The following is an 11,269-nucleotide window of genomic DNA, read 5'->3' on the forward strand; positions in this document are numbered from 1 at the left end:
GGTATCGGCAAGGGTTGCTGATGCCCTTTCTTTTGTTTGCTGCGGAACGAGGAGTCTCTAAAAATGCCTGCACTAACCTTTTCACACATCGGAGTAACTGTTCCAGACCTGGAAAAAGCGGTAGAATTCTATTCTAAGGCATTTGGACTCTATGTGCTTATGGAGCCCACCGAAGTGCTGCATGACGATAGTGCCATAGGTCAGATGTGTGACGATGTTTTTGGAGAAGGCTGGGGTTCATTTCGGATTGCTCATCTTTCGATGGGGGATGGTATAGGTATTGAACTCTTCGAGTTTCCAAACACGATCGAAGAAGAGAGGCCGTTCGAATATTGGCGTCGCGGGTTGTTCCATTTTTGTGTTCAGGACGACAACCTTGAAGAACGGGTCAAGATCATCGAAGAGCTTGGTGGAAAACAGCGAATGAAGCAGGTTCGCAAATACTACCCTGGCGATAAACCCTATCGCATGGTCTACATGGAAGATCCGTTTGGAAACGTATTTGAGCTATACAGTCATTCTTATGAACTAACCTATTCGGCCGGGGCATACGCGTGACTTGTTTGTTGGCAGACCACCAATCTGGTAGTTTCCGTGTTAAATAATTTGAAATAGTGATATGTGAATGCCGTCCAATTGCGGAGGATGGCATGAACAATCTCACGACGGCATTTCGAAGGGCTCTGTCAAACTACGCCAAATTCAATGGGCGTTCTTCGCGCCCGACGTTTTGGTGGTGGGTTCTGGCCGTTCTTCTCGTTCTTCTGGTGACGCGAATAATTGATGGCGCTTTGATCGCTCCGATGCTCGGATTTGGGGTGTTTGAGCCGAACGCCGGACAACCGCTTTCCGTTTTGGTTTCGCTTGGGCTTTTGCTTCCCAATCTGGCGATTGGAGTCAGACGTTTGCACGACATCGGACGAACTGGTTGGTGGCTGTTGATTGGCTTGATTCCGATAATCGGAACTCTGGTCCTGTTGTACTTCTACATTCAGCCAAGTGAGAGTGGTTCAAACCAGTTTGGAGAACCCGACGTCTTCCCCTGATTTGTGGGATGAAAATCGTCGTTTCAGGCTACAGTATCAACAGCAGTTCTTCGTGCCGTTCAGTGTATGCCTGCCGCACCTCTGTCGGCGGGCGCAACGTGATCCCCAACCCCTCCATCACCGCTTTTTTCGGCCGCCCAAAATCCTTGAATGCCCTGGCCCAGGAAAAGTCTGCAATAGTGCGCCGGTCCTGACAGTTTAGTGACTTGATACCAGTACCACTTTGCCCGAGGCTCGGGCAGGGAATTCATCTTTCGTCACAATGGAGTAAATCAATGATCGGCTATGTGACCATCGGCGTTTCGGATTTGGAGCGCGCTAAAAGTTTTTATACGACACTGTTTGCCGACAAGGGCGCAAAGGTTGTGATCGACGCTGGTCGCATCGCTTTCATTGGCAATGACCCTTCGGCGCCTATGCTCGCTGTTTGCTCACCCTACGATGGCGAAGCCTGCGAGACCGGTAATGGCGGAATGGTTGCTTTTGCAGCTGGCTCCAAGGATGAGGCTAAGGCGCTCTACGAGAAGGCAATCAGCCTTGGTGCTACAGATGAAGGAGAACCCGGCCAGCGCGTCCCTGATCGGTTCTACGGCGCTTATGCTCGCGATCTGGACGGCAACAAGCTGTGTTTTTACGTCTTCGGCTAAAGCTGCGTCAGCAGAGCCATGTGACATTCAGTATACGCCCGCCCCACCTCAATCGGCGGGCGTAGCGTAATCGCCAACCCCTCCATCACTGCCCTTTCTGGCCGACCGAAGAACTTTGTCGCCTCGGCCTTGGAAAATCTTTCAAACGCGGATCGCATCCGTTGGGAGCGTATTTAGCGGGTTTATGAGTCGTGCGACCGGAACGATTTCGAAACCGCATGGTGCCTGTACATGCGCCGCCGGACATTGGCGAACCTCAGTCCGCGATAATTATGATCTCAAGCGGGTGTTGGTGGACTGACCTCTATTGAAGCTCATTCTCGATCTTCGCAATAAAGTCTCTGCGCGCAATGGGATTTGAGAATTCGAATATGCCCTTTGTCTTAAGCGCATCGAGTACAAATTCTGTTCTTAGCGTTGCTTCGCCGCGTCTTAGGTACATGGGTGCGGTTATCGCATCCAGGACCATCAAAAAATGTACCTCGCTATACTTTTCAACAAAGGTTTTTCCAGTTTCGCTCTCAACGAATTCTTGAAAATCCTGGAACTCTTGTGGGGAAAGGAACTGCCGGATCTTGTATTCTTCGTATCCGAGATCTTGAGGGAGGATAACGGTTTTTTCCTCCTTCCCCGTTGTCAATTCTTCATAATTTAGCAGACTCAATTTCCGCCAAGTGCCTGTGAGATAAAATGTTCTGATTTCACTCAGCTGCTGTGCATTGAAGGCATCAAGAACTCGTTGCGTGCTTTTATTAATATATCCGTCAATTGCGATATCTGTAATTTCTTCAGGAACGAAACCTTCAAGGCGCTCTGGATCTTTTAGCCTAACGTTGTGCTTATTCAAAAGGCCTGCTAAATATTCAACATAATACTCTGAGGCGTTCTCTCTCATCTCATGAATTTGTTCTTCCAGAAAAAACTGGCTTGCAATGTACCTCGCGTCGTCTTCAGGAGATGCAGATACTTTAAATGCAATGCAAAACACTAAACCAACTGTGAGAAACAGCTTTGTCATTACAAATGTCCTTACAAGTCTCGCAGCAGTGTATTGTGTCGTGCCAAATACGCTCGCCGCACCTCAATCGGCGGGCGTAGCGTGATCGGCAACCCCTCCATTACTGCCTTATCTGGCCGACCAAAGAATTTGGTCGCCTCAGCCTCAGAAAACCCAGCAATCTGTGTCGCTTCCATCCAGGCGCTGATCTTGTCGGCTTTTTTGATCTGCCGTTTCACTGTTTTGGGCACCTCCGCCGGCAGGCCGAACCGAATGTGGATTGCGGCGGCCAAACGGTCATCCAGTGCGCCGTAATCGGGGCCAACGGCGGATTTGACCGGAGAGATCATATCCCCGATCACATATTCCGGCGCATCGTGTAACAGCGCGGCCAATCGCCATTTTACCGGGGCTTTGGGGGCAATCCGGCCGAAAAGCTCTTCAACCAGAAGGGAGTGCTCGGCTACGGAATAGGCAAAATCACCTGCTGTCTGACCGTTCCAGCGGGCCACAAAGGCCAGACCGTGCGCGATATCTACAATCTCGATATCCACGGGCGTCGGGTCCAGCAAGTCCAGTCTGCGACCGGAAAGCATTCGCTGCCATGCTCTGGGTTGTGTTGCCATTCTGCCATGCCTTGTGAACTAGGACACGTTAACTTCGCGCTTTTGTGCTATGATGTACCTGTCTGGATCACAGGCTGCCAACAATTTATTGAGCTTTCGTGCTTTGAACCTGCACGTTTTGATCCCGACATATGGACTGAGGGGGGCGTACTCCTTTCAGTAGTGCCCCTCTCGTACTGAAACGCGTATCGAAAGGAGCATGTTATGTTCAAACGTCTATTTGCTATAACCCTGACCTTCGGCATGGCCGCCACTGCGCCGCCTGCCTTCGCCAAAAGCTGTGCACAGCGCGAACATGTGATTGCCAAACTGCAGGACAGTTATTCAGAAGAACTGGTCTTTGGAGGATTACAGAAAACGCGGGGCGCACGGGCTGTTATGGAGGTTTGGACCTCGAAGGAAACCGGAAGCTATACGGTTCTGGTGACCCAGGCGAACGGCATTAGTTGTATTGTCGCCGTTGGCACCGATTTTTTTGAAGCGATCCCAAAGTTAGAGCTAAAGGGTGAACCAAGTTGATTTAGACGGACGGTTTATCCCCTTACCGGCCATCCACGTTGCCACCTGCCCCTAGGAGTGCTAGGGGCTGCCCGGACTGTGATTTACCGGAATGGAGCACCTGATGGCCGGGGACTATATCGTCAAAGACATTTCATTGGCCGGGTTTGGCCGCAAGGAACTGGATATTGCCGAAACCGAGATGCCGGGCCTGATGGCTTTGCGCGCGGAATACGGTGAAAGCAAACCATTGAGTGGCGCGCGTATCGTCGGTTCGCTGCACATGACCATTCAGACAGCTGTTCTGATCGAAACTCTGGTCGCGCTGGGCGCGGACGTGCGCTGGGCATCGTGCAACATCTTCTCGACTCAGGACCACGCGGCGGCAGCAATTGCCGAGGCTGGCATTCCTGTCTTCGCCATCAAGGGTCAGACTCTGGAAGAGCATTGGGATTACCTGGACAAGTCCTTCCTGTTCGACGATGGCCCCAACATGATCCTGGACGATGGCGGCGACGCGACATTGTACATTCTGCTGGGCGCTCGCGCCGAGGCGGGTGAGGATATCATCGCTGTTCCGACGTCAGAAGAAGAAGAGGCTATCAAGGCGCAGATCGGCAAGCGTTTGGCGGCTTCACCGGGCTGGTTCACCAAGATGCGTGACCAGATTCAGGGCGTATCCGAAGAGACCACCACTGGCGTGAACCGCCTGTATCAGCTGGTGAAAGACGGCCAACTGCCGTTCCCCGCGATCAACGTGAACGACTCGGTCACCAAATCGAAGTTCGACAACAAATACGGGTGCAAGGAATCGCTGGTTGACGGCATCCGCCGCGCCACTGACACCATGATGGCCGGCAAGGTTGCCGTTGTCTGTGGTTATGGCGACGTGGGCAAAGGCTCGGCCGCTTCGCTGCGCGGTGCCGGTGCCCGTGTGAAAGTGACCGAAGTTGATCCGATTTGTGCCCTGCAGGCAGCGATGGACGGGTTCGAGGTCACTCTGTTGGAAGACGAAGTCGCGAATGCTGACATCTTCGTCACCACGACCGGCAACAAGGACGTGATCCGTATCGAGCATATGCGCGAGATGAAGGACATGGCGATTGTCGGCAATATTGGCCACTTCGACAACGAGATTCAGGTGGCCAGCCTGAAGAACCACAAGTGGACCAACATCAAGGAACAGGTGGACATGATCGAGATGCCTTCGGGCAGCCGACTGATCCTGCTGTCCGAAGGCCGTCTGCTGAACCTTGGTAACGCGACCGGTCACCCGTCTTTCGTGATGTCGGCCTCGTTCACCAACCAGGTTCTGGCGCAGATCGAGCTGTTCACCAAGGGCGACCAGTACAACAACGACGTCTACATCCTGCCCAAGCATCTGGATGAAAAAGTTGCGCGTCTGCATCTGGATCGCATCGGTGTCAAGCTGACCAAGATGGACAACGAGCAGGCGTCTTATATTGGCGTGAATCCCGAAGGCCCCTTCAAGCCGGAACATTACCGTTATTGAGTGCGAAAAAACGCATGAGCAAACACTCCGGACGCCGCCGATTCCTGTTATCGGCGGCGTCTTTTGTTTTCAGTATCGCCGTTGTAGCCATCCTGTTCGGAGGGGGAGGATGGTGGTTGTTGGCGCACCCGGAAACACCCGTGCAGTCGCATTGGAACCCGCTGCGAGAACTGAAAATCACCGCGCCAGTCACGCCAATCACCCGGTTTCAGCTTAATCGCGCGTTGGCGAACGAAGTACAGTGCCGCGCCGCCTTGGCCGACGCCGGTGCGAGTTTTGAAGCGATGGATGATCTGGTCGTGGATGAGAATTGCGGCATCACCGGGCGCGGTCTGTTGTCTGCGCTGGTGACATCGGATGTAAATGCCGTTGAAACCAGTTGCGCGACCACTCTGCGGCTGGCCATGTGGGAACATCATGTAATTCAACCCACTGCGAGAGATCTTTTGGGCACGCAGGTCAGTCGGTTGCGGCATGTGGGCAGTTACAATTGCCGCCAGATGCGTACCGCTCAGGGTCAGAGCAGTGGTTGGAGCAGTCATGCCAAGGCGGATTCCATTGATATTATTGGTTTGCAATTCGTTGATGGGCGCAGCCTGACCTTGCTATCCGATTGGGGCGCCGAGGGACCTGAGGGTCAATTTCTGCGCCAGATCTGGCGCGGCGCATGTGATTGGTTTCGTGTGGTATTGGGTCCTGATTTCAATCGCTTGCACGCGGATCACTTTCATCTGCAGGGTCCGGGTTGGGGTTATTGCCGATAGGTCACCTTGATGGGTATTTAACGCAGGGACGGAAAGAAGTCTCCGCGTCCTTGCGGTGTGAAATCCAGAATATTCCACAGGGGCCACGCTGCATCCACGTGCCGCGGATGCCAGTCGCTGGGCTCGAAGAACAGCTCGGAACTCCAGAAATGGCTTATGCCGTCCGCATCGCGCTGAAAGACGTTCAGGATCGGCAGTTGGCTTCCATCCTCGGCCTCGGCCAGATAGTCGCGCTGATAGTCTGTGCCCAATGCAGAATAAAGTGGCAGATCATCCCACGACATATCCGCTTTCAGCGCTGCCAGCCTTTCACAGGTGGTTTGCGCCACGACCGCAAAGGCGACTTTCTGCGATATATGGGCGATCTGTCCATTCAACCCGTCCAGAAACGCAGAACACATCGGGCAAGGTGCCTCTGCATCCGGCCCGTACATAAGCGAGTATATAGCCAAGGTGTCATGTGATCCGAACAAAGACGACAGCGGTGTCGGCGCACCCCGGTCTGAGCGGAATACATAGTCCCGCGGAACTGCCCCACCTTTGGGCAAGCCGCGACGCAGCTTTGCAACATTTTCAATCTGAGCCCGCAGCTCAGCTTCAGCCGACAGCAAGGTGTTTCGTGCGGTTCTGTATTGCGAAGTTTCGTTGGGTAGCGACACGGGCATTGTGGCCTCCTGGGTCCAGAACGAGTGATATATTTAACATTATTGTTAAATAAAAGGTCATCAAAATCAAGCCTAAGGTCAGACCGGCGTGGTTTAGGGGGAATGCCGCTAATTTTTCCCTTTGTGCAAATTCCCGCTCCCGTTACCGTGTCTGCGGCGCTGGTATGGCCAAAAACGAGTTTCAACCGGGAGATAACCATGGGAAAACGCGACGACCTGATCGCAAAATACGCCGAGGACCTGAAGTCCAAATGCGGTATGGACGCAGATATGGATCTGCTGACCAAAGTCACAATCGGCTGTGGCCCTGCAATTTATGACGCCGACGCCTCGACAGTCGCGGCAACTCAGGAAGGTGAGTTGGAAACGGTCAAGAACAACTTCCTCATCAAAAAGCTGGGCCTGTCGGACGGACCGGAATTGATGGAAGCGATCAACAAGGCACTGGAAACCTATGGCATGTCCGAGCGTAACAAATACCGCGCCGTCGTGTATTACATGCTGACCAAGCACTTCGGCAAAGAGGCTGTTTTCGGCTGATCCCGCTACACCTTTTTTGCAGCGCCCGTCAGATCCCTGGCGGGCGTTTCCAATTTTAAGTACTTGCCGTTTGAACTGCGCCGCAAGGATCGGTTAGTGTCAGGACGTGACCAGGACGGTCAGAGCCAAAATTTCCATACGCGTGTGGTGAGTCGGGAGCACGCGGGGTAGGGAAGGTTCTGCATCTGTCAGGGCCTTCCCTTTAATTTTGTATTAAGTGGCCTGCGTGCCGCCCAGATCGCAGATCACCTGCCATTCCGCATCGCTGACCGGCTGAACAGACAGGCGAGAGTTTTTGACCAGCACCATCTCCCCCAGACGCTCGTCAGCCTTGATCTGGTCCAGCGTGACATGGGTTGCGAACGGGCGAACGGCCTTGATGTCCACACATTCCCAACGCTCATCATCTGTGGTGCTGTCGGGGTGCGCCTCGGCGCAGACCTCGACAATACCAACAATCGCCTTGTCCTTTTGCGAGTGGTAGAAGAACCCGCGATCGCCAACTGCCATCTGACGCATGAAATTGCGCGCCTGATAGTTGCGCACGCCGTCCCATTCTTCGCCCGCATCCCCTTTGGCAACCTGCTGGTCCCATCCCCAAGTCGATGGTTCGGATTTGAACAGCCAGTACGCCATCAGCCTATGACCTTTTTCCACGCAATCAGGTCAACTGACTGGAACAATCCGGCTTTTGCGTAAGGGTCATTATCCGCCCAGTTTTGTGCTGCTGCCATGTCTTCGACCTCTAGAATGATCAACGAGCCGATCATTGCGTCGCCGCCCAGCAAGGGACCCGCCTGCGCAACGACACCCGTTTCCTCGATATAGGCCAGGTGGGCAGCGCGATTGTCCAGCCGGGTTTGCAGCGCGCCGTCCTTGTCACGGGCGATAAGAGCGATCAGCATATTATTCCTCCTTCAAGGGTCGATTGAGCAGGGTTTGAATGGCTTCGGTAACACTGTATGCGCCACTGCTTAGGTCTGCCACCGTTGTACTGATAGGCATATCCAAACCCTCGGCGGTAGCAATTTCTGTCATAGCCCGCGCTGTGGCGACCCCTTCAACAGTGGTGTGGGTATCGAACTGGATATTCCGACCCAATGATAGGCCAAAGCGATAGTTTCGGGACAGTTCAGACGAACAAGTCAGGACCAGATCCCCCAATCCAGACAATCCCATAAGCGTATCGGGTCGCGCCCCGCGCATCAGAGCAAAGCGCTGCATTTCTGCAAACCCGCGTGTCATCAAGGCGGCGCGCGCGCTGTCGCCCAACCCGGCTCCGATTGCAGCGCCACATCCAATGGCGATCACGTTTTTTAAAGCGCCGCCCAATTCGGCCCCGATCACGTCGGACGTGCGATAAAGGCGCAGATTCGCTGTGGTCAGATCTTCCTGCAACGTCCGGCCAAGCGTCTCATCGGCGCAGGCCAGGGTCAGCGCGGTCGGCAGTCCGCGCGCAATGTCGTCGGCAAAGCTGGGCCCGGTCAGCAAAGCAGGTCGCGCATCCGGAATCGTTTGCCGGATCACAGATATGGGTCCAAGCCCGGACGATAGCTCAATACCCTTGCAGCATGCCACCAAGGTTTTTCCGGCGAGAGCCGAGGCATGTTCAAGCAGGGCGTCGCGCAATTTCTGCATGGGGACGGCCATCAGCACGACATCAGCCCTGGTCGCCTGATCGATGTTTGATGTCACCGTGATATCAGCAGGCAAAGCCACGCCTGGCAAACGCTGGGTGTTTTCACGTTCTGTCTGCATGTGCTGGGCCTGATCCGGATCCCGAGACCACAGCGTAACCGGCCCGTTCCGGGCCAGTGAAATGGCCAGGCTCGTGCCGAATGCGCCGGACCCCAGAACGGAAACGCTCATGCCTTGGCGCCTTTCTTGCCGCCGCCCAACATCGCGGGGCTGGTTTTATCCAGCGGCCAGCGTGGACGGGCCGTCAGGTCCAGCCCATCGCGTGCGCCCATGCGAAACCGTTCTATTCCGGCATAGGCGATCATGGCGGCATTGTCGGTACACAAGTTGAGTGGTGGTGCGGTAAAGCGCGCGCCTTTTTCTGCGCAAACAGTCTCTAATGCAAACCGAATGGCGGTATTGGCGGCCACACCACCAGCGACGGCAATGACTGGATCAGTTGGGTTTTCCTCAAGATACATATCAATCGCGCGGCGGGTTTTCTCGGCCAGAGTATCGACGATAGCTTGCTGAAATCCGGCACACAGATCAGCGCGGTCCTGACGGGTCAGGCCGCCCTTTTCAGCAACAATCTGATCCCGCATCCGCATCAACGCGGTTTTCAGCCCCGAAAAGGAGAGATCACATCCTGGCCGATCTAATAAAGGTCGGGGAAACCGGAAACGCTTGGGATCGCCAGAGCGTGCTTCAGCCTCCACTGAAGGACCGCCGGGTTGCGGCAGGCCCAGCAGGCGGGCGGTTTTGTCGAACGCTTCTCCGGGCGCGTCGTCAATGGTTCCGCCCAGTCGGGTAAATTGTTCCGGCCCGTGCGCGATCAGGTACTGGCAGTGCCCGCCTGAAACCAGCAGCATCAGGTAGGGAAAGGCTATGCCATCCGTTAACCGGGGCGTCAGCGCATGACCGGCCAGATGGTTTACACCGATCAAGGGAAGCCCGGTCGCAGCGCTCAGCCCTTTGGCGCACATGACGCCGGACATGACCCCGCCGATCAGGCCGGGACCCGCAGTGACGGCAATCGCATCCATGTCGGTCAGCGTCAGGTCGGCGGCCTCCAACGCTTGGACCACACATATGTCCAGCTTTTCGGCATGGGCCCGCGCCGCGATTTCGGGCACGACCCCGCCAAATGCGCTGTGCAGCTCGGTCTGGCCGTGAACGATGGAGGACAGAACCTCGGCACCCGCACCATCGGATTGGCGCACAACAGCGGCGGCCGTGTCGTCACAGCTGCTTTCCAATCCAAGAACGGTAAGTGTTTGCACCATAGGCCTGATCCGTTGCATCATGACACGCAAGCGGGGTATCACCCTGCGCGGACGCAAACAATCCCAAGGCCGAAGGCCCCGCCATTGTATTTGTTGATGACCCGCCCTCGCGCCGCCTCTGAAAGGTTTGTGGCACAGCTGTCGGACCGCGTCAGGTCGCGGGCGGATGTCATCTATTCTCCGATCCTGGAAATCCGACCCCTGAGGGTTGCGGTTGAAACGGACGGAATTCGCGGATTGATCTTTACTTCGGCCAACTCGGTTAATGCCGCCGCGTCGCTGGGCGTTAAACCCGATCTGCCCGCTTATTGTGTTGGTCCGGCGACCACTGGAACCGCCAAAGGGGCTGGATGGGATGCATTGATGGTGGGTAATACCGCCGAAGAACTGGTAGCCTACCTGTTGAAACACCGGCCTGAAAGCCCGTTGCTGCATCTCAGGGGTGAACATACGCGGGGAAATGTTGCCGGGCGTCTGACCGAATCGGGGCTGACGGTTCACGAACAGATTGTTTATCAACAGCGTTTGTTACCGCTGACATCCGAAGCGGCTGCGGCCACATCCGGTGACAGACCTGTTCTCGCACCGCTGTTTTCGCCCCGAACGGCGCGACAATTTGCCGAAATTTGGACCGGAACCGCGCCCTTGTGGTTGGTTGCCATTAGCGAAGCCACGGCCGAGCCCCTTTATTCCTTGGACTATGAGCGCCTGAAGATCGCCAAAGAGCCGACACCCAAGAAAATGCGGAAAGCCGTGAAAAAGCTTGTCAAACACGCGATGCGGGTTGAGCGTGGCGAGACCACTGATTAACTTAGAGTGGTCTGTTATTCATATGAAATTGGATTCGATAAGGGGAACGTCGCGGTGGCTCGTAAGAAAAAAACCGATCAAAAGCCGGTGGAAGACCCCAAGTCGGACGAAACGGTTGAATTCACCTCGCAGCGTGATGAGACAGTCGTTGACGCGGATGAGCCGCTAGACGAGGCCCTTTCCGAAGCCGAAGCCGAAGC

At 55.0% G+C, this 11,269-nt stretch carries 16 protein-coding genes; 9 read left to right on the plus strand and 7 right to left on the minus strand.

The annotated features are described in order from the left end of the window. The first annotated feature begins 63 nt into the window (after positions 1-63). From DS906_RS16540 to DS906_RS16550, 4 genes are all read left to right on the plus strand, one after another. The gene (locus DS906_RS16540) at positions 64-558 is read left to right on the plus strand and encodes a lactoylglutathione lyase family protein (protein ID WP_058279291.1); all 495 of its coding nucleotides are present in this window, start codon (positions 64-66) and stop codon (positions 556-558) included. Between the two features lie 92 nt (positions 559-650). Further along, positions 651-1,046: a DUF805 domain-containing protein gene (locus DS906_RS16545; protein ID WP_113791191.1), complete on the plus strand. Its 396-nt coding sequence runs from the start codon at positions 651-653 to the stop codon at positions 1,044-1,046. Between the two features lie 8 nt (positions 1,047-1,054). Then, positions 1,055-1,240 carry a hypothetical protein gene (locus DS906_RS22070; protein WP_147235290.1) on the plus strand — a complete coding sequence of 62 codons (186 nt, stop codon included), beginning with the start codon at positions 1,055-1,057 and terminating at the stop codon, positions 1,238-1,240. Positions 1,241-1,321: 81 nt separating this feature from the next. Continuing rightward, complete coding sequence (locus DS906_RS16550) at positions 1,322-1,693, plus strand: VOC family protein (protein ID WP_113791192.1); 372 nt, start codon at positions 1,322-1,324, stop codon at positions 1,691-1,693. A 304-nt stretch (positions 1,694-1,997) separates the two neighbouring features. Here DS906_RS16550 and DS906_RS16555 read toward each other — a convergent pair whose 3' ends face one another. Together DS906_RS16555 and DS906_RS16560 are read right to left on the minus strand one after the other, a co-directional pair. Beyond that, positions 1,998-2,711 (minus strand): hypothetical protein, encoded by a 714-nt coding sequence (locus tag DS906_RS16555; protein ID WP_113791193.1) that lies wholly within the window; start codon positions 2,709-2,711, stop codon positions 1,998-2,000. Between the two features lie 11 nt (positions 2,712-2,722). After that, on the minus strand, positions 2,723-3,316 hold the full coding sequence (locus DS906_RS16560; protein ID WP_113791194.1) for an HD domain-containing protein: 594 nt from the start codon (positions 3,314-3,316) through the stop codon (positions 2,723-2,725). 204 nt (positions 3,317-3,520) lie between these two features. Between DS906_RS16560 and DS906_RS16565 the strand changes: the two genes are divergently transcribed. From DS906_RS16565 to DS906_RS16575, 3 genes are all read left to right on the plus strand, one after another. Then, positions 3,521-3,835 carry a hypothetical protein gene (locus tag DS906_RS16565; protein ID WP_113791195.1) on the plus strand — a complete coding sequence of 105 codons (315 nt, stop codon included), beginning with the start codon at positions 3,521-3,523 and terminating at the stop codon, positions 3,833-3,835. Between the two features lie 103 nt (positions 3,836-3,938). Then, a complete protein-coding gene (ahcY, locus tag DS906_RS16570; RefSeq protein ID WP_113791196.1) occupies positions 3,939-5,327 on the plus strand; it encodes an adenosylhomocysteinase in 1,389 nt (462 codons plus the stop codon). A gap of 14 nt (positions 5,328-5,341) precedes the next feature. Then, the gene (locus tag DS906_RS16575) at positions 5,342-6,091 is read left to right on the plus strand and encodes an extensin family protein (RefSeq protein WP_113791197.1); all 750 of its coding nucleotides are present in this window, start codon (positions 5,342-5,344) and stop codon (positions 6,089-6,091) included. A gap of 17 nt (positions 6,092-6,108) precedes the next feature. Here DS906_RS16575 and DS906_RS16580 read toward each other — a convergent pair whose 3' ends face one another. Next, a complete protein-coding gene (locus tag DS906_RS16580; protein ID WP_113791198.1) occupies positions 6,109-6,756 on the minus strand; it encodes a DUF899 family protein in 648 nt (215 codons plus the stop codon). Positions 6,757-6,954: 198 nt separating this feature from the next. On the opposite strand from DS906_RS16580, the gene DS906_RS16585 reads away from it, so the two are divergent. Further along, positions 6,955-7,296, plus strand: coding sequence for a DUF2853 family protein (locus DS906_RS16585; protein WP_113791248.1), 342 nt, complete (start codon positions 6,955-6,957; stop codon positions 7,294-7,296). A gap of 213 nt (positions 7,297-7,509) precedes the next feature. Here DS906_RS16585 and DS906_RS16590 read toward each other — a convergent pair whose 3' ends face one another. The 4 genes from DS906_RS16590 to tsaD are packed head-to-tail and all read right to left on the minus strand — an operon-like array spanning position 7,510 to position 10,259. Beyond that, on the minus strand, positions 7,510-7,932 hold the full coding sequence (locus DS906_RS16590; RefSeq protein ID WP_113791199.1) for an EVE domain-containing protein: 423 nt from the start codon (positions 7,930-7,932) through the stop codon (positions 7,510-7,512). Beyond that, positions 7,932-8,201, minus strand: coding sequence for a YciI family protein (locus DS906_RS16595; protein WP_113791200.1), 270 nt, complete (start codon positions 8,199-8,201; stop codon positions 7,932-7,934). The genes DS906_RS16590 and DS906_RS16595 overlap by 1 nt, the downstream gene beginning before the upstream one ends. A gap of 1 nt (position 8,202) precedes the next feature. Beyond that, positions 8,203-9,165, minus strand: coding sequence for an NAD(P)H-dependent glycerol-3-phosphate dehydrogenase (locus DS906_RS16600; RefSeq protein ID WP_113791201.1), 963 nt, complete (start codon positions 9,163-9,165; stop codon positions 8,203-8,205). Continuing rightward, the gene (tsaD, locus tag DS906_RS16605) at positions 9,162-10,259 is read right to left on the minus strand and encodes a tRNA (adenosine(37)-N6)-threonylcarbamoyltransferase complex transferase subunit TsaD (RefSeq protein WP_113791202.1); all 1,098 of its coding nucleotides are present in this window, start codon (positions 10,257-10,259) and stop codon (positions 9,162-9,164) included. Before tsaD ends, DS906_RS16600 begins: the two co-directional genes overlap by 4 nt. Positions 10,260-10,355: 96 nt before the next feature. Between tsaD and DS906_RS16610 the strand changes: the two genes are divergently transcribed. Next, positions 10,356-11,069 (plus strand): uroporphyrinogen-III synthase, encoded by a 714-nt coding sequence (locus DS906_RS16610; RefSeq protein ID WP_113791203.1) that lies wholly within the window; start codon positions 10,356-10,358, stop codon positions 11,067-11,069. Positions 11,070-11,269 lie beyond the last annotated feature (200 nt).

The organism is Ruegeria sp. A3M17 (assembly GCF_003318255.1).
Taxonomy (GTDB): domain Bacteria; phylum Pseudomonadota; class Alphaproteobacteria; order Rhodobacterales; family Rhodobacteraceae; genus Ruegeria.